Annotated in this window: 11 protein-coding genes and 1 pseudogene; 10 read left to right on the plus strand and 2 right to left on the minus strand. The window is 39.3% G+C overall.

Annotated elements, in window-relative coordinates; all coding sequences use genetic code 11:
• Positions 1–17 precede the first annotated feature (17 nt).
• The 3 genes from K9E37_RS05865 to sstT all read left to right on the plus strand — a co-directional run bounded on the left by K9E37_RS05865 (position 18) and on the right by sstT (position 9,303).
• Complete coding sequence (locus K9E37_RS05865; RefSeq protein ID WP_102155295.1) at positions 18–1,331, plus strand: MFS transporter; 1,314 nt, start codon at positions 18–20, stop codon at positions 1,329–1,331.
• A gap of 184 nt (positions 1,332–1,515) precedes the next feature.
• On the plus strand, positions 1,516–7,620 hold the full coding sequence (locus K9E37_RS05870) for a MiiA motif-containing surface protein (protein ID WP_248893231.1): 6,105 nt from the start codon (positions 1,516–1,518) through the stop codon (positions 7,618–7,620).
• 426 nt (positions 7,621–8,046) lie between these two features.
• Positions 8,047–9,303 carry a serine/threonine transporter SstT gene (gene sstT / locus K9E37_RS05875; RefSeq protein ID WP_004110866.1) on the plus strand — a complete coding sequence of 419 codons (1,257 nt, stop codon included), beginning with the start codon at positions 8,047–8,049 and terminating at the stop codon, positions 9,301–9,303.
• A gap of 166 nt (positions 9,304–9,469) precedes the next feature.
• Here sstT and epsC read toward each other — a convergent pair whose 3' ends face one another.
• Positions 9,470–10,309: a serine O-acetyltransferase EpsC gene (epsC, locus tag K9E37_RS05880; RefSeq protein WP_248893232.1), complete on the minus strand. Its 840-nt coding sequence runs from the start codon at positions 10,307–10,309 to the stop codon at positions 9,470–9,472.
• 127 nt (positions 10,310–10,436) lie between these two features.
• Positions 10,437–11,368 (minus strand): annotated as a pseudogene (gene cysK / locus K9E37_RS05885) (cysteine synthase A).
• Positions 11,369–12,418: 1,050 nt separating this feature from the next.
• Between cysK and K9E37_RS05890 the strand changes: the two are divergent.
• The 7 genes from K9E37_RS05890 (at position 12,419) to K9E37_RS05920 (ending at position 19,933) form a co-directional block, all read left to right on the plus strand.
• Positions 12,419–12,616, plus strand: coding sequence for a hypothetical protein (locus K9E37_RS05890; RefSeq protein WP_248893234.1), 198 nt, complete (start codon positions 12,419–12,421; stop codon positions 12,614–12,616).
• Between the two features lie 21 nt (positions 12,617–12,637).
• Positions 12,638–14,008 (plus strand): InlB B-repeat-containing protein, encoded by a 1,371-nt coding sequence (locus K9E37_RS05895; RefSeq protein WP_248893236.1) that lies wholly within the window; start codon positions 12,638–12,640, stop codon positions 14,006–14,008.
• 490 nt (positions 14,009–14,498) lie between these two features.
• Positions 14,499–14,921, plus strand: a complete 423-nt coding sequence (locus K9E37_RS05900) for a GNAT family N-acetyltransferase (protein ID WP_248893238.1) — start codon at positions 14,499–14,501, stop codon at positions 14,919–14,921.
• A gap of 129 nt (positions 14,922–15,050) precedes the next feature.
• On the plus strand, positions 15,051–15,860 hold the full coding sequence (locus K9E37_RS05905; protein WP_248893239.1) for a nucleoside phosphorylase: 810 nt from the start codon (positions 15,051–15,053) through the stop codon (positions 15,858–15,860).
• A gap of 257 nt (positions 15,861–16,117) precedes the next feature.
• Entirely contained in the window at positions 16,118–17,884 is a 1,767-nt protein-coding gene (locus K9E37_RS05910; protein ID WP_248893241.1) for an ABC transporter ATP-binding protein, read from the plus strand.
• Positions 17,885–18,322: 438 nt separating this feature from the next.
• A complete protein-coding gene (locus K9E37_RS05915; protein WP_102155285.1) occupies positions 18,323–19,309 on the plus strand; it encodes a DUF3137 domain-containing protein in 987 nt (328 codons plus the stop codon).
• A 57-nt stretch (positions 19,310–19,366) separates the two neighbouring features.
• Positions 19,367–19,933: a LemA family protein gene (locus K9E37_RS05920; RefSeq protein WP_102155283.1), complete on the plus strand. Its 567-nt coding sequence runs from the start codon at positions 19,367–19,369 to the stop codon at positions 19,931–19,933.
• Positions 19,934–19,980 lie beyond the last annotated feature (47 nt).

Raw genomic sequence — 19,980 nt, forward strand, 5'->3', positions numbered from 1 at the left:
TTTATAAGGGGCTTATTATGAAGGCTATTGGTAAGCGGAATAATATTTTTATTCGTATGAGATCTATTAGTCCAGCATTGCGATGGGCTTTGGTTGGCTTCTGTTTTTCTATGCTTGGTAATCAAGCGTATGAAGGATCGGTTTTGCCTTCTATTATTATTGTGGGTTTGCCAGCTTGGGTGATTGGTTTTCGTAAGACTTTTATGACGGTTGCCGATTTTCTTTCGCCATGCTCTGGTTGGATTGTTGATAAGCTTGGCGGTTTTCGCGCTCTTGCTATGACTGAGGGCGTAGAAGGCGTGCTCGGTTTGCTGCCGCTTCTTATGTTTGGCTCTCCTGCGTGGAAGTGGTCGCTTGTAGCTCTTTCTTGTGCATTGTTGATTACAGGTCAAGTGATTGATATTGCTAGCGAAGTTTTCGAGGTTGATGCTGCAGGCGGCGACGACAGCATGATTGTAAACTACAGCGGCATTGTGAGCATTTTGGCAAGTATTACAGGAACATTACTTGGCTCTCCATTAGGATCGTGGATTGCGAGCTGGTCGATTCCTGCGGTTTTGATTTTCTCGTCCGTGACTTCTTTTGCGGCTTGTGCTACGCGATTTATTATGAAACAAGACATTGCGCAAGCGTCTTGCGCAGAAGAGGAAGCGTTGCAAGATGTAGAGAATGAATCGCAAGCGATTAGTGAAGAAGGAGAAGTATCGCAAGTATCGCAAGTATCGCAAGAAAATGACGTTGCCAATAAATCTGCAGCTAAGCAATCTGCGAATCCGTCACTCAAGAGTAAAATCATGCTTCTTGCAGGATCTCTTTTGGTTGCTTTTATTCCTGCATGCTCTGTTTCTTATATTCTTCTCGGTATCGGTAAACAATATAGCTCTCAATCTTTAACAATACTGTATATTTTCACTGGTGTAGGAAGCGTGCTCGCATCCGTTTTATATGCGCACTCTTCTCAAAAACTCGGTTTAAGAAAAGTTGCGATTTTAGGTATTGCTGTGAGCTTGCTTGCTTATTGCCTTATGTTTATTAATCTTTTGCCAATGATGTGCTTCGCATTCTTCCTTCAAGCGATTGGTGGAATGTTACTAGTAGAGCCGATTATTGTTGCGCGTCAGATTCTGTTTAAAGGAAGTGCGCTCGCTAAGTTTTCTGGTTGGGCACGACTCGCGTTTGCGATTGGTGCTACTACTGGTTCTTGGATTGGATTTGCATTCTCATCTACGTGCCAATGGCAGCTTTTGCCTATACTCGCGCTGATTTTTACCGCCGGTTTGATTGTTGTTTTGCCGCAGTTGCCAAACACTAGCTATGCGGCGCTCGCATGATTATTTGTAATATTTAATATTGAATATAGTTGTTACCTTAATCGCATGGTAGTTTTTGCCTATATTACTTGAATTATTACGCGGGGGGGGGGTATCCTTTGCTCTATTAACAAGCTCTTTTACAAGATGTGAGTTTACGTCTGCAGAGCGAGTTGAAGAGAAAATATATAAGTGAGGACTGTTAATGGTTAAGAAAACACAAGCTGCTAAAAATGCTTTACATGTGTCTAAGAATTACGCGTATTTGAAGCCGAGTACACTTCGTTCAATGGCGAAAGAGATAAGTGGAACTCGTTTAGAAGCATGTAAGTCGTATGCGGTTTCACGTTTACCGAAAATTGCTGTGACTGCAACATTGGCAAGCTTGCTTGCTTGTGGTGCTGGTTTGCCAACTCATCAAGCTTGGGCTAATGGTTTTAATCTTCCTGATGGTAGCTATAGGTATGCGAATCGTGATTCTTCTGCGAAGGTGCAGAAATACGTAGATATTAACGCAGTTCCTTGTGATAAGAATAAGGAAACTGATAAAGACAAGGCTGATAGGGCAACATTCGGTCAGTACTATAAGGTTGAGTATCAGTTTAATTCTCATGGTGAATGGTGGGGCGGTCGACCATTCTGGTGGGCGAGCGTGCCTAAGGACGTCACGATTGTAGACGATAGCATTACTTTGTATAAGGACGAAGAGTTGACCGGTGGTTCGGCTTCTCAAAAAACAGGTACACAATATACAAAGGCTGCTTGGGATCAGTCTGTAAGCCGTTTCTGGTTTGATAATAATAAAGCGCAAGGTGCTGAATTTAAGAGTAACTGGGAAAGAATGACCGGTGAAGCCGGCGGTTATGATAAATCTGGTGATACTCTCGATACTTCTAGGGAGTATAAGAATGCTACTAGCGCTTTGATTATTAACTGGGAGAGTAGAGGCAATAGAAGATCTAAGATTAGCTTCGTTATTAAACTGAATAATAAAACGGAGCCTTTGAAGTTTGCTGCAGGTGTGTATCAGGTACTGGGTAACTGGCATTACACTGTTGGTAAGGTTGCGCTTGCGCCGACGTTGCCAGAGTATTCCAAGGAATTAGAACTTGCTTATCCTAAAGATAAAGTAGAGGTTGATTCTTCGAAATATGGCAAGAATCTTTCAGAAGATGCGAAGAAGTCTGTTCTTACAAAGCTGTGGGAAGCTAATAAGAATAATGCTGATGTACTGAAAAAGCTTAACGGTATGCCGGAAGTTCCTACTGAAGCGGCTTTCAAAAAGGCTGTAAAAGTCAATGACGATGGTAGCGCAACGGTAACGTATAAAGATAACTCTACGGATACTATTTTTAAGGAGAATCTGACTAAACGCTACGTGCCATTGTCAGAGCGCACAAAAATTACGTATCCAGCTTTGACTTCTGTGAAGAATCCAACTGCTCTTGATCAGTCAGAGAAGAAGCAAGTTGAAAATGCTATTAAGAAGGCTAATGATAAGATTAAGAATCTTATAGAAAAGGTTGATGTTGCCGCTAATGGTGATGCAACAATCACATTCAAGGATGCAACTGGTACTCATTCAACTAAAAAGCTTGAAGGCAAGTATCTTGTAAAGAAGCAGCGTTCACTTGCGGATAAGTTTACCCCTTACTATCCAGTTCCAATGGCAGTTGGAAAACCACAAGAGTTGACTCAAGGTGAGCAAACGGAACTTGTGAAGAAAGTTTATGAAGCGAATAAAACTAAAGCTGACTTCATAGATGCAATTGGTAAGCCTAACAATCTAGAAGAAGCTAAGAAATCTATTACAGTAGATAATAAAGGCAACGTGACTATCACTTATACTGATAAGTCTACTGATAAGCTCGATGGCAGCAAGCTGGTGTATCAAGCGAAGAAGCTTAATGAGACTACTTACATTACGCTTCCAGCTCGTACACCTGTACAAGATGCTAAGAAGATTCAAGAAAAAGAACGGTCAACTATTAGGCAAGCTATCTTAACAGCCAATAATGAGCTTCAAAGCAAGCTAAAAGGCAGTAATGAAAATAGTGCTATCACATTTGATGATAATACGCATACTATGACTGTTAAGTTTAATGATGATTCAACGTCTACCTTCGACTATTCTGAGTTGGTATACACCAAGGGTAATCCAGAGAATCCAACAACTGAAACAAAAAATAATAATGGGTACAAGTACAACATTACTAAGATTGCTGTTGCTGATAAAAACAAATTAACTCAAGATGATTGGCATAAGTTTGTTAGGAAGTTTATTCAAGATAACTGGAAAGCAAAAGCTGGAAAATCTGAGATAAACGATCAATATATAAATAGTACGAATGGTCTTCTCAATCAACTTCATGCGCCTGACTCTAATACGGGTGGTGGTATGACGTTGTATAAATTCTTTAGCGATTGGGATGTAACGTCTGGATCTACACTAAAACTCGGTGATAATAGAAGTAATAAAGGTATTGTTTCTTTATATCAACATGATGATGAGGTTGAGATAAAAGCATTACAGGGTTGGAATCCGAATACGGTTATTACTCTTACCAAGAACGACTGCTTTGTATCTAATGCTGCTGCTCCTAAGCCTGAAGAACTTAAGAATGAAGCTAATGATCTTATTGACAAGATTCTTAAGAAAAATGGCTTGAATGATCAAGAGATTAAGAAGTTCAAGGAAGATCATCAAGGTGAAATCAACAATATTACTAAGCCAGAAGATGTAGACAAGATTATTAAGTCTGCTGATAAGCATGGTAAAGATGAGAAGAAAAAGAAAGATGCTCAACAGCAGATTAATGATGCTAAGAATAATCTTGGTTTGACTCCTGAGCAAAAGACTGAACTTGATAAGAAGATTGGTACTGAGACTGATCCTGAAAAGATCCGTGAGAAGATAAACGAGTTCCAAAAGGATCAGGATCAAAAGAAACAGGAAGAGCATAATAAGCAGCAGCAACAAGCTGATCAGCAGGCTGAGCAGGAGAAGCAACAGCAGCAGCAGAAAGATGATGCGAAGGTTGATACTGATATACAAACTCAGAATCAGCAAGAACAGCAAGACACAGGCAAGGCTGAAGAAGCTAAGAAGACAGCTGAACTTGAGAAGCAAAAGCAGGCTGCTATTGATGAAATTAACGGGAATGATAAACTCAAGCCTGGGGACAAAGAGCAGTTTATTAAGCAAGTTAATGATGCTCAGGATACTAATGGTGTAAACAAAGCCAAGAATGATGCTACGTTAAAAGGCAATCAGAATCAGACTGCTGCTGATAGCAGTAATAACAATGGTCTTGATGCTGCTAAGACTGATGCTAAAGATAAGATTGGCAAGTTGAAGAATCTCAGCGAACAAGATAAGAAGAAGTATCAAAACGAAGTAGGTACTGCAGATAGTCTTGATAAAGTTGCAGAGATTCTCAACAAAGCTGAGTTTGAGGATGCTAAAACTGCAGCTAAGAAGAAGATTGCTGATCTGCAGAAGAATGGTGATCTTACGCAAGATGAGGCTGAAGGTTTCAATAAGCGTTTAGACGATTCTTCTACCGACTCTATACAAGACATTGATTCCATTCTTCAGGAAGCTGAGCTTGCAAAGACTAGAAAAGATGCGAATACTGCAATAGATAATCTTAAGAATCTTAATTATGCACAGAAGAAGGCTCTTAAGGAAGAAGTTGCGAATCCAGAAACTGATCCTCAGAGTAATTTAGACACTATCGAAAAAGTGAAAGCCGCTATCACTGCTGTTGTTACTAAGGCTAAAGAGCTTGACGGCAAGATGAAGTCGCTCAAGGATCTTGTGACTCTTGTTAATGGCCAGAAGTCTACTCTTACAGCAAAGCCTGATTATAAAGATAATAAGAAGACTGCTTTTGATAGTGCGTTCACGAATGCATCTACTCTTGTTGATGCAACTAAGGGTATGAATGCTGATGGTGCCAAGGTTGATGAGATTAAGAAGGCATTAGAAAAGGCTGTTCAGGATCTCGGTGGCAAAACTGTTGATAAGTCTGCGCTGCAAACACTTATTAACAATGATGCTGATTTCAAGAAGACGATTGCTTATATTAATGCAGATCAGACTAAGAAAATTACTTACAATGAAGCTATTGCTGATGGTAATGCAGTGCTTACTGATGCTAATGCAACTGCTGAGAAAGTAGCTCAAGCTGTTGATGCTATCAATTCTGCTAAAGCTGCTCTTGATGGCAAAGTTAATACAACTGAACTTGAGCAGAAAGTTGCTGAGGCTAAGAAGCTGAAGAAGTCGACTAACCCTCAATCTGCTGGCGATGCTAAGTATGAGAATGCTTCTGAAGCAAAGAAGCAAGCTGTTGATTCGGCTTTGCAACAGGCTGAGTCTGCTCTTGCTGATGCTAAATCTACAGCAACTCAAAAACCTGGTGAGGCTGCTAAGACTCCTGAGCAGAAGCAGCAAGCTGTTAATGATGCGTTGACTGCGCTTACTAAGGCTGTTCAAAATCTTGACGGTAATGACGTGAGTAAGTTGCAGACTGCTATCGCCAATGCAAAAGCTAAGCAGCAAGAAGTTGTTTACAAGAATGGTACTGCTGTGAAGAAAAAGGCTCTTGATGATGCTTTGAAGACTGCCGAAGATCTTGTTAAGACTCCTCACGGTCACACTGATTCTGAAATCAGCACAGCTTTGAATAACTTGAATACTGCAATAAGCGGTCTTGATGGAATGGTTAATACAGCTGAGCTTCAGACGGCTGTTGATAATGCTAAGAAGTTGACCGGTGTTACTACTCCTAAGTCTCAGGACGCATATAAGTATGAGAATGCTTCTGAAGCAAAGAAGTCTGCGTTTGATAAGGCTTTGCAACAGGCTGAGTCTGCTATTACTGAAGCTAAGAATGCTAAGTCTACTAAGACTCCTGAGCAGAAGCAGCAAGCTGTTAATACTGCGTTGACTGCGCTTACTAAGGCTGTTAATGAACTTGACGGTAACGACAAGTCTCAATTGGTAGCAAAGCTCGCAGAAGCAAAAGGTAAGAAGAATGATGCTTCTTATAAGAATGCTTCTGCTGCTAAGCAAGCTGCTCTTGACAATGCTATAACCTCTGCAGAAAGCATTGTAAAGAAAGCTGGTGCAACAGAGAAAGAAATTTCTGATGCTACTTCTGCGCTTAATAATGCTGTTACTGGTTTGGATGGTCACGATACCTCTGCTTTGCAGGCGGCTGTGACTGCTGCTGAGTCGAAGAAGAAGACTGTTGCTTACATGAATGCTTCTGATACTAAGAAGACTGCGTTTGATAATGCTGTGGCTGCTGCTCAAGCTATTCTTGATTCGCCTAAGGGCAAGACTGAGCAAGAAATCAGCGATGCTAAGACTCAGCTTGAAACTGCTTCTAACGCTCTTGATGGAACTGTAGATACGTCTAAGTTGCAGGTTGAAGTTAACAAAGCTGATTCTTTGAAGAAGTCCGTACAGTATACGAATGCTGTTCAGGATAAGAAATCTGCGTATGATACTGCTCTTACGGCTGCTGAGTCTGCTCTTGCTGATGCGAAGAATGCTCAATCAGCGAATACTCCTGAGCAGAAGCAGATTGCTGTCAATGGTGCGCTGCTTCAACTTCAAACCGCAGCTGCTGCACTAAATGGTGTTGATATTGCTGATTTGCAAGCTGAGATTGCTCTTGAGAATAGTGTGAAAGAATCTGTAAAGTACGTGTATGATACTGCTGAAAAGCAGCAAGCATATAATAAGGCTTTGCAAGATGCGAAGGAGCTTATATCTAAGCTAGCTGATCCTGCTGGTCAGGGTGTGGAAGTTGCTACTAAGTCTCAAGCAGATCGTCAAGCTCTTGTTAATACTGCGTTAAAGAGTCTTAAGAATGCTAAAGATGCTTTGAATGGTGTTAATAAGACGGTATTGCAAGCTGAAGTTGATGATGATTCTCACTTTAGCAAGTCGTTTGCCTACTTGCTTGGTGAAGCTCCTGATTTGGATGTGTATAAGAAGGCATTGGCTGAAGCTAAACGTGTGCTTGCTGATCCGAATGCTACCCAGGCTCAGGTTGATGCTGCGGTTAAGAATCTTTCTGCTGCTCGTAAGGCTTTGGCGTCTGCTAAGGCTCATGCGGCTGAGGTTCGTGCTTCTGTGCGCGCTCAGGTGTTGAAGAGTGGTAGTGTTGCTCAGCTTAGTAAGACTGGTAGTGACGTGTCTGTGTTTGGCTTGTTTGCTGCAACTCTTAGTGCTGCTGGTGCTGCGCTTTTCTCAGCTAAGCGTCGTGGTACTTCTCGTCACAGTAGTAAGTAAAATATTTGCTAGCTGGTCTGGTTATTGCAGATCAGCTAGTTTTAGAACTGCTTAATGTTTGCTTAATTGTATTCAGTAAGTTTGCTGAGTATTGAGTTAATCAGCATAATGAAGTTAATGTAAAAGTGTCTCACTTTGCGTCTTTCTTTACTACGCAAAGTGAGGCATTTTGCTATTTTAATTTGCGATTACACTGGAAGTTATTGTTGCTTACTATATTTTAAGAGTTATCTTGCTTACAAAGCACTTATTGAAGCGTTTAGTCACTGAGTTGCTAAGTTATTGAAACAGCGAAACATTAAACCTTAACGATTTGCATATATATGCATCCTTATGTATAATCTTTAAAAAATAAAATCTTGCAAGTGCTAATACACGTAAAAGAGTATAAAACATTCTGCACAAATTACTATACAGGAGACTCTCATGCACAAGATTGTTCAAAAATGGAATAACATTGACCTTATTTTACGTATTGTAATTGGTCTTTTTCTCGGTGCTGTGCTTGGTATTTTTGTGCCAGCTCACGTCTATGTGCTAGATCTTATGGGGAAGCTTTTTGTCAGTGCGCTTAAATCTGTTGCGCCAATTTTGGTATTTTGCCTAGTTATTGGTGCACTTGCGCAAGCAAAAAGTGTTGGCAACATGAAAGTGGTAATAGGGCTGTACGCGCTATCTACGTTTACTGCAAGCCTTGTAGCTGTATGCGCGGCTATGATTTTCCCTGTTGATTTTACTTTTGCTCATGTTGCAGCAGCGTCTTCGCCGTCTCCTCAAGGAATTGGTGAGGTGCTTAATTCACTTGTGCTAAATATTGTTGTTAATCCTGTAGATGCTCTCGTTAAAGGTAACTTTATTGGTATCCTTTTCTGGGCGATTGCTTTCGGTGTTGCGTTACGCTTGGCTGAGCCTTCTACCAAAGCATTTTTCGATAACGTTTCGTCTGCTATTGGAAAAATTGTCCACTGGATTATTAACGCAGCACCTTTTGGCATTATGGGTCTTGTTTATACAACAGTTGCAAGTAATGGTCTTCGTATTTTTAGTGAGTATGGTTTCGTTATTGCTTTGTTAGTAGGTACTATGGCTGTTGTTGCTTTGATTCTTAATCCTATTTTGGTTTTCGTGCTTACACGTAAGAATCCGTATCCTCTTGTTTTTAGAACTTTGCGCGATTCGGGTGTTACAGCGTTCTTCATGCGTTCTTCTGCTGCAAATATTCCTGTGAATATGAATTTGTGTGAAAAACTTGGCTTTAACAAAGATAATTACTCTGTTTCAATACCGCTTGGCTCAACTATTAATATGAGCGGAGCTGCTATAACTATTTCTATCATGTCTTTGTGCGCTGCTCACACGCTTGGTATTCGCGTTGATATTCCAACGGCTGTGATTCTTTCTGTGCTTTCTGCAGTTTCTGCTGCAGGAGCATCTGGTGTAGCTGGTGGTTCGCTTTTGCTTATACCTCTTGCATGCTCGTCGTTTGGTATTTCAAATGATATCGCTATGCAAGTAGTTGCTATTGGTCTTATTATTGGCGTTATTCAGGATTCTTGCGAAACTGCACTTAACTCTTCCACGGATGTTCTCTTTACTGCGGTTGGCGAATATCGCATGTGGCAGCGTGCAGGTATTGAATTCAAAATGGGCAAGGATCACGAGACTGTGCAACTTAAAAAGTAGATGTTCTGCTGTTGCTAGTTTTTGCTAAGTATTCTTGCTAGTGCGCGTTCTTCCGTTTTTACGTTTTAGATCGCGCACTTTTATTATATTTGGATGTTTATTGTAAATGAATCTAGCAGATGTTCAAATAAAATAGTAGAAGTGGAATCGGTATTTTTAGCGCGCATTAGGCTTTAGGGAAGTGGTAGGTTGTGTTTGCAGGAATACTGCGGTTTATCCACGCGTTTGCTGCGATTATACTTCCGCTTCCGATTGTTGTTTCGCCGCCAAGAATAGTAGCATTTGCGTAAATTACTACGTTGTCTCCAATATTCGGGTGTCGCTTTCCGCCTTTTACAGGATTTCCATCCTCGTCTAGCGCAAAGCTTTTCGCACCAAGCGTTACTCCTTGGTAAAGCTTAACATGCTCGCCGATTATAGTTGTTTCGCCGATTACAATGCCAGTTCCGTGATCAATGCAAAAATATGCACCAATTTTTGCTCCTGGATGAATGTCAATTCCGGTTTTTCTGTGAGCATATTCGCTCATAAGTCTAGGAATTAGTGGCACGTTAAGCTCGTAGAGTGCGTGAGCTGTGCGGTGAATAAGCATTGCGTAAAAACCAGGGTATGCGAGCGTGACTTCTACTTTGCTTGTGCAAGCAGGATCGCCTTCATATATTGCTTGAATATCTGTTAAAAGTAACTTTTTAATTGCAGGAAGTTTATGTATGAATTGATTGCAAGTTTCTTGAATTTTAATTGAGTTGCTTGTATAGGATTGAAGTTCGTGGAATATAATGCGTTCTATAGTGTCTAACGCGTTTGAAGTAACGGTATTCAAAGTGGCATTGAGTTGCGCAGTATCGTTACTTACATTGCGTGCATGCAACTCAGGCAAAAGTAACACCTGAGTTGCATGTATGAGCGCAATAATATTGTGATAGTTAGGTATGAATGTAGCTTGCCTTATGTCAGAATCATGAATTGAGTTGAGTTTGTTTATAAGGTCAAGATGCTCATTCATACATTAATCTCCAGTATTTTCCTTGTCTTCTTTATTTTCTTTATTTTCTCGTTTTAATTACTAATTAATATTTGCACATATTATTTAATCAAAACTTGCGTATTTAAAGTAGTACTCCTAAATGTATTTAGTCTTCAAATAATGCGGTAGACAAGTATCGATCTCCTGAATCTGGCAGTATTGCAACTATGGTTTTGCCACTATTTTCTTCTCTTTTTGCTTCTTGGATTGCTGTCCAAATCGCAGCTCCGGAAGAAATACCAACGAGGACGCCTTCTTTTTGCTTATAAGCTTGCCGTTTTCGATTGCGTCTTCATTTGTTACGTGAACAATGCGATTATAAATGTTTTTGTTGAGCACATCTGGCACGAATCCTGCGCCGATTCCTTGAATCTTGTGCGCTCCTGGTTTTCCGCCTGCGAGCACAGGGGAGTCGGCTGGTTCTACTGCGATTACTTCAAGATGCGGATTTTGCTCTTTTAAGTATGTGCCAGTACCAGTGATTGTGCCGCCTGTTCCAACGCCTGCAATAAGCATATCCACGTTTCCGTCAGTGTCTTGCCAAATTTCTGGACCAGTTGTGTTGTAGTGCGCGTGCACATTTGCTTGATTGGTAAACTGTCCTGGAGTCCACGCATTTGGCGTGCTTTCAACGATTTCCTTCGCTTTGGCAATTGCGCCTTTCATTCCTTCTGCAGCAGGTGTGAGCACGAGTTCGGAGCCGTAAGCTTTCATGAGTTTTCGACGTTCAATAGACATGCTTTCTGGCATTACAATAATGCTTTTGTATCCTTTTGTTTGCGCAATCATTGAAAGACCAATGCCAGTATTTCCAGAAGTTGGCTCAACAATTACTGAGCCTTGTTTAATCGTGCCTGCGGCTTCTGCTTCTTCAATCATCTGCTTTGCGATGCGGTCTTTTACGGAACCTGCTGGGTTGAAGTATTCGAGTTTTACGAGGATTTTTGCTTGAAGATTGTACTCTTTTTCAATGTGAGTAAGCTCCAGAAGTGGAGTGTGGCCTACGAGTTCTTGCACGGACTTGTAGATGTTGGACATAATATTTCCCCTTACTTGTTTGTTTTACTTGTTTGTTTTGTTTAATTTAATTTGTTTAATTTTGTTTATTTTTAATTTTTAAAAAATAATTTTTTATTAATAAAGAGATTGTTGTTTATTAGTTGTTTCTAAAAATGCCATTTATCTGTTTAATATCTAATCCGTATTAAATTGTTATCTTTTCAACGTTTTATATTCGAATTTTGGCATAAAAAAAAGAAACAGCGCGCTGTTTCTTAAATCGTAATTTGCTGTGTTCTAACGTAAATGCTTTTAACACAGGCTAGATGTTATGCATATTTAGTGCTTGCAAACATCATTTCGATTAAGAAATGCGCAACAGCATACGTCACAACAACAGTTTGTCATCATATTTGTATGATACATGTGCACTCCTTTACTCGTCGAAATGGTGATAGGCGATGACTATAGCGAATGGATTTGCGTTTGTCAAACTTAATTTAAGTTCGCTAATCTTAATTTGTGCTTTATGATCCTATTTTATGTTTGCCAAACTTAATTTTAAGAAATTATATGTTACTTTCATGTATCTTCGTTATTGTTGCTTTTGAGAGTTGGTTGTTTAGCAGATTTGATAGTTTATTTGTGAGTTATCTTATACTGGAATTTGCTAAGTTTGTTTGTTATAATTGGCGTGTTAATTCGGTACGGAAGTTGACAAACTGAGATCATGAAAAATATAATCCTCGACAGACAGACAGACAGACAGACAGACAGACAGACAGACAGACAGACAGACAGACAGACAGACAGACAGACAGACAGACAGACAGACAGACAGACAGACAGACAGACAGACAGACAGACAGACAGACAGACAGACAGACAGACAGACAGCGTGATGCTGTCTTTTTCGTAACATAATTTTTATCGTCTCACCACTCTATACATTGTTTATTTTGTATTGAAATAGGTTAGTGGTTCTGCATATTTACACGCATTTTTGGTTTTGCGTTTGCACTATATAAATTTTCGAAATTTAATAAAAATTATTGTTACGATAATAGTTAGTTTGGCTGGAAATAAAAAATGAATAATAAAATAATAAAAAAAGTTATTAGTCTAGCAGTTGCTTTTGTAGCTACGATTGGACTTTTTGCTGGAACAGTGACTGCACAGGCTGCTGATAAGGGAACTGCAGAAGTCAAGAAATATCCGCTTTCACTCGATATGGATATCGCTTTGGACCCTGGGTATGGCCACACGCATCCAGGTGGTAAAGGATAGATTGACAAAAACATTGAAAGCATGTGGGAAAATCTTCCAATAACCGTTGAGGATGAAAACGGAAAGAAAATTGATGTTAAGAAGAATCTGCAATCTAACTTTCAGCGGTTTGTTGGCGATTTTGCGATAGGAGAAAAATTAACAATAACGATTGATACTGATAAAATTCCCGTGGGTTATCATCTTTCTCATGATACGGATCGCACATATATTCCAGCAAAGGGCTACTCTAAATTCACCGTTACGTATAAACTCGACGATGGTAAGCCCATACCTCTGCGAATTTCGTTTGGAAAATTGAACGTGAAATTCGATCTTAAGGGCGGAAATATTGAAGGTAAGACGGATCCAATCGTCAATACTGTAAAAACGGATAATACGGTTGATTTCCCAGCTGACCCTGCAAAAAAGAATTTGGTGTTTGGCGGATGGTATACCGAGCTTCCTGATATTGAATATTATCAGAATCATAACATGGCAGGCAAACGCTACTACTGGAATAAGAAGTCACTATTTTCGGATACCAGTTGTGACGTGCCGCAGTGGAATGATGAGAAATTAGATCCTCGGGGCGACTATCAATTTTTACTTCGCGCACAGTGGAATGCGAAAGTTTCGTTTAATGCTAATGGTGGCACTTTTATTGACGGTAAAGCTGAGAAAAGTGGTGCAATACGACAAGGTAAGAGTATTAAAATGTTAGCTGCTCCTACGCGCGAAGATTATCAGTTCTTAAACTGGGTAGATGCTGCTGGTAAAACTTACAAGCCTGGTGAAGAATATACTTTGAATGCTAATACTGTGTTTACTGCCAAGTGGAAGCAGATTCGAAGCACGGTTACTTTCAAGAACGGCGATAAGACTCAAACGGTAAAGGTGGAAACTGGTAAGGCTATTGATACGGATGCGTTAAAAGATCAGTCAATGCCTAAGAATCCAACTAAAGATGGCTACACGTTTAAAGAGTGGAATACTAAGGCGGATGGTAAAGGTAAAGCATTTACTGGAACAACGCTTGTAAATAGTGATTTGACTGTGTATGCCATTTTTACGAAGAATCTGAAACCAGCACCTACTCCAGATCCAATTTTGCCTGCACCTTTTGAGCCTGAATCAGGGATGGAGAATCCATTGTCAGTTCCTGAATCTCAAACTCCGGAGACTAAACAAGAGCTATCTCATGCACCTAAGTCGGAGCATGAACATAATACAGCGCATGAATATGTGAAATCTCCTATTGTTGAGCATAAGACTGAAAAGCATGTTCCAGATATGCCTAAGACTGGTGAGTCAGCTTCAGTTGTTGCGTTGATTTCTGCTTTAGGTTTTGCTATTGCTGGTTTCGCTGTTGTGCGATTGAGGAGAGTGTTTGAAGCAAAATCCGTAAGATAACTAGTGTTTACTTGCGTAAGTTGAAGTTTTACGCGCTTTTATAAGGCTTCGTAAAGTCTTATAAAGTAAATGAGGCGGCCTTGACTAGTTGATAGTTAAGGCCGTTTTGTTTACTGACGCTTGTTTTTGTTTACTTATATGGCTGATAAGTAAACAAATTCGGGGAAGTGCTCTTGTTTTTGTTTACTTGTGTACCCTCTAAGTAAACAAATTCGGTGAGAATCTCGCTAGTTAAATCTCTTACGAAACTCACGTTGGAAGTTCACAGTACTTCCAATCCAAGTGAGTTTTTGCATCGAAGGAAATTGAAATTCCAATGGTTTCAATCTCGGTCAAAGCGCTATAGTGGTACACAAATGCACAGGTTGTCTTTAGCGCATTAAAGGCCTATGTTAAAAGAAGAGATAGGCGACTTGATATACTGAGCGATTACGCTAGAAAATTTAGGGTTTCAACGTTGATTGCACAATATTTGGAGGCGTTGTTGTAAATGAATTTAACAGACGTGCAAATAAAAGAGTACAAAAAGTATAATAGCGAAGATATTCCAAAGCTGTATGATTCCGTTGGTTGGTCTGCGTACACAGATGATTTAGCTGCTTTGGAAAATGGTTTTAACAATTCGCTCAAGATTTTAGCTGCTTATAAAAATGATGAGCTAGTTGGCATTATTAGGGCTGTTGGTGACGGGTACACGGTTGTTTTTATTCAAGATATTCTCGTTTTGCCTGAGTATCAAAGGCAGGGGATAGGGTCTGCTTTGTTAAAGGCGATTGTGGATTGTTATCCTAATGTTCGTCAAATTCAATTGACTACGGATTGTACTGAAAAAACTATTGCTTTTTATAAGTCAGCTGGTTTTATTGAGTTAGCAGAAATCGATTGCTGCGGTTTTATAAAAGACAGGACATGATGCAGAAAATATGATTCTCTAGTGGCCATTAAGTGCGAATTTGCAGCAATTGACCATTTTGTGATCTTTGCGTATTAATGTGTGTATTTGTATATAGGATTGAATGGCTTGTAGGATGGAGTTGATTATATGACAGAATATAATTTACCAATTTTAGAGTATGATTCCGATAAAAGTGCAGTTTTAATGCCAAAACACGATAATATTTCTGTTCAGCTTCCATCTAAAGCGGTTTTTGCTTTCTTAGGCGATGAAATTGATCAGTATGCTTTAAGTAGGAAAGCTACGATTGTAGCAAATTTTGAATCTGCAACTAAAAAATATCCGATATATGTTTTGGAAGAAAAAGTAGGAGATACAGTAAAAGAAAATACAAACAGCGAAGTAGAAGAAGAAACACAAAAAATCTGCTTAGTACAGGCCCCAGTTGGCGCTCCTGCCGCTGTTCAGATCTTAGATTGGTTGATTTCTTACGGAGTTAGTGAAGTTGTTAGTGCTGGTTCTTGCGGATCGCTAGTTGATTATGCGGAAAACGTTTTTCTGGTTCCGTATAAAGCTTTAAGGGATGAGGGGACTTCTTATCATTATTTGCCTCCAAGTCGTTATGTTGATGTTTCAGAGCGTTCGAGGCATGCTATTTTGCAAACTTTGCAGGCGCATAATTTGCCTTATCATGAAGTTAAGACGTGGACTACGGATGGATTTTTCCGTGAAACTAAGACGAAAGTTGCTAATCGTAAGCAGGAGGGATGCGCGGTTGTTGAAATGGAGTGTTCTGCTTTAGCGGCTTGTGCGCAAATGCGTGAGATTGTTTGGGGTGAGATTCTTTACACTGCAGATACTTTGCACGATGTTGAAAATTATGATGAGCGCAATTGGGGCGGGGATTCTAAAGCGTATGCGCTTGAGCTTTGTGTTGAAGCGGTGTTGCGTATTTAATTTGATTTTTTTTTTAACTCTATGCTTATTATTTCTAGTAAGCATTACGTATAAGTGTGTTTAAGCATTTATAGGTGTTATCAAGCAGATAAGCATGACCAATCAGGATAAGTATGATAGTGTGTCTTTCAATACTTAGTAGAGAGTGGATTAGCAATTCGAAAGCGAAAATGCTAGCTGCGAAAATGCTATTAGCGAAAAATAGCAAAAATAGCAAGAATAGCAAATAGATATAAAGGAAGTGAGAGGTAGCGAGAATGAACAAAACTGACAATACAGCAAATCAGCAATCGCCCGCGAATCAGCAATCATCCAAACTACATCCCGACGTAAAAAATTACGTAAAACTATTTTTCAAGGAAAACAAGCTTGTAGCTTTTCTTTCGATGATAGTTTTTATTTCCTTGTCTATGATTTACACTGCTATTTCTTGGATTTTGCAAATTATTTTCGACTATATGGCAGGTAAAGGAGCTTTCTCTTTAACTACTATTTTGCTGCTTGTTGTTTCCTTTATGCTGGCAATCTCCCTGATTTTCGCGTTGAAGCGCAGCTCGTACCCTCGCTTTCTTGAAAAAGCAATGAATCAGTATAAAGAGTCTGTTATCAAGAAGCTTTTACAGAAGAGTTATAGTGATTTTTCGCTCGCGAATTCCGGCACGTATCTTTCTGTACTTACTAATGATTGTGAGCGTATTCAAGAAAAGTATTTGAAGAAGATTTTTGATTTTGTTCAAGACGTTCTTATGCTTGTAAGCTCTCTGGCTCTTATGATTTATTATAGTCCATTGCTCACTGTTATTGCTCTTATTATTTCTGTGCTTCCAATGGCGTGCTCGATTCTTACAGCTAACGGAATTGCCACTCGCGAGGAGCAGGTTTCCAAGTCGAACGAGTCTTATACAGCCTTAACGAAGGATGTTTTGAACGGCGTTTCGGTTATTAAGAGTTTTAAGGCGGAGCAAGAGGTTATTAACCGTTATCAGAATCAGTCGATGGAGCTTGAGCATACGAAGAATCTTCGCGAAAAAACGATGACTACTGTTTCTGCTCTTGGTACTATTTCAAGTCTTGGGACTCAGCTTGGCGTGATGCTTGTTGGCGCTTGGATGGTTAACGCTCATGTTGGCGTTATTACTGCTGGAATGGTGTTAGCTTTCACTAATTTGATGAACGGCGTGCTTCAGCCTATTGCAAGTCTTCCGCAAATGCTTGGCGAGATGAAGGGTGCTAAGAAGCTTATTAGCAAGATGGCTGATTATATGAGTAATGTTAAGGAAGATTCTGGCGAGATCATTGACGATTCTATTAAAAGCGTTGTTTTGCGCGATGTTTCGTACGCTTATGACCTGGATCATAAAGTCTTGAAAAATATAAATCTAACTTTGCAAGCTGGAAAATCTTATGCAATAGTAGGACCTTCTGGAGCTGGTAAGAGTAGTTTGATTAATCTGCTTATGGGATACTACAAGGATTATGAAGGTAGTGTGAAGCTGAATAATCACGAGCTTAGCAATGTAAGCAAGAGTTCGCTTTACGATAAGACTACTCTTATGCAGCAGTCTGTGTTTATGTTTGATGCTTCGATTTTAGATAATATTACGCTTTTTAAGCCGTTCCCGAATGCGGAAGTTAATCGCGTGATTCACTTGGCTGGTTTGGATGATTTGATTGCTGCTAAAGGCAAGGATTATCAGTGTGGCGAGAATGGTAGTCATCTTTCTGGCGGCGAAAAGCAGCGTATTGCTATTGCGCGAAGCTTGCTTAAAAAGTCCGAGATTCTGCTGGTTGATGAGGCAACGATCGCGTTAGATAACGAGACGAGCGCGAACGTAACGCAGTCTATTTTGGATTTGCAAGGAATTCTTCGACTTGTGGTAACTCACCGCTTGGATGCTAATTCGCTTAAGCAATATGATGAGATTCTTGTGATGAAAAGCGGCGAGCTTATTGAGCGCGGAAGCTTTGAGGAGCTTATGAATCAGAAGGCTTACTTCTACTCGCTTTACACTGTGTCTATGTGAGGCTGTGGAGCTGGTTTGCTTTCAATGCGCTGTGCAATTTAGCGCAATAGATTCTGAGCCCGTGTTAGTAGCCATTAAGTGCGAATTTGCAGCAATTGGCCACTTTCTCAGCAATGCAACCTGCTTTCGAGTTACATTTTAAGGAATTACGCTGTTACTTGCAGTGCTTTCTTTGCTTTAAAATTTTGCAAAATAAATTTTAGTCAAAATCTGTTTTTATTTAATGATCTTGTGTAATTTAGATTGTATAGAGTTAGAGAAAAGGCATATAAGGAACAGTTTAATCAGTATGACTAATGACCAGAGTAACTATGATTCAAGTAATCAGAATCAGACAAACCCAAACAATGATACTGTAAATTCAAATCCTACAACGTTGTGCATAGTGATTCGCAAAATATGTCAAAAATGACGAGTGATTTATAAAAGGGAGATGACATGAATGTAAAATATGGTAGCGTATTTACAAATCCAGAAGTTTTAAACAGACTCGCACAAATAGAACAATCTCCCCAAATACAAGGAAAATTAAGTGCTTTAAAAGAAGACGTAAAAAATAACTCTTTTGATCCAATTCGTTTAATTCCATTAATACCGGTAGTAATGGTTTTAGGCACTTTGTATAACTATTTTCCAAATATTGATTACTCTCGTTACAAATATTATTTGCTAATAGTAGGTGTTTTTGTTGTTTGCTTTGCAGGTAAGTTTTTTGTAAATAATAAGGTTGATGTAGACGCGCTATATGCGGATAATGTTTTAACGCCGATTTTAAATGTGATTCTGCCTGGAACAGTATTAAACAATTCCGAAGGAATTGACAGCAGCATTTTTGATAATCTTCTGCCAATATCTAGTAAGTATTATTCAAGTAAACACATAATTTTTGGCGATGAATTCAGAACAGAATTTTCAAATATGCAAGCAATACACTTTTCTAGAAGTGAAAGTGGAAAAAGTGTTAAAAAAACGGATTTTGTTGGGCAAGTCTTATTAATAAACGCAAAAACCAATATAAATGGTCATATTAGAATCGTTCCAGTTACTGGAAAGAACTTTATGGGGAAAAAATTAAATGGATACTATGGTAGAAAAACAAAAGAGGAGAGCGAAGTCCAAACAGAATCCATTGAATTTAACAACTCGTATTCAATCTTTTCTACAGACGATTTTTATACAAAACTGGTATTAGATCCAAGTTTTATAGAACTAATGAATAATTTGCAAAAAAGAATGAGAGTTTGCATATATCTAGATAGCGAGCACATTATTGCAGCCTTTGACTCTGGCTGGTATTTATTCGGCGCTCCAGGAAAATCTGGAGTAGAAAACCTATCTTTAACAAGAGAATATGCAAGATTTAGAGATGTTTTGGCTGAGTATTACGAAATAATTAACGTAATTAGAGAAAAATTGCAAAAGTAGAAATTGCAATACTAGCGAATTGCAAAATTAGAAAATACTAGAACTAAAGGAGACGTTATGAGTGACGTTATGGATAAGAACACTGTGCTAATTTGTGTTGCAATAGTGCTTATAGCGCTTATTGCTTGGTTTATAGGCACGTTAAATAGGCTAAGAAAATATAGGGTGATTATAGAAGAGTCGCGGAAAAACGTTGATATTGCGCTCGCTAAAAGATATGATACGATTTGCCAAATGCTTAAAGTTGCGCAGTCGTTTGCAAAGTACGAAAAAACAACCTTAGTGGATTTAGTGAGTTTAAGAGAAGGATTGGGATCAGCGGATTCTAGTTCGGTAATCAAAAATCAGAATCATGCAATAGGGAAGATTTTTGCTTTGGCGGAAGCTTATCCGGAATTAAAGTCTTCTGAGCAGTTTTTGAACTTGCAAGAGGAAATAAACGATGAAAATGAGCAGCTGGCGGCGGCAAAAAGAATCGTAAATAGTAACATTAGTACTCTTAATCAAAATATCGTTACCTTCCCAGTGTCGCTTATTGCAAGCTTAAGCGGAATAAAGCAGATGGCTTTTCTTGACGAAGATAATCTAATCAATAAGAAGAATATTGATAGCATACTGAGCTAGTGAAAATGTTTAGCTAGACGGTATATCTAATGTAGCCAATCGCCCGC

Source organism: Gardnerella swidsinskii, assembly GCF_023277705.1.
In the GTDB taxonomy this organism is placed as follows: domain Bacteria; phylum Actinomycetota; class Actinomycetes; order Actinomycetales; family Bifidobacteriaceae; genus Bifidobacterium; species Bifidobacterium swidsinskii.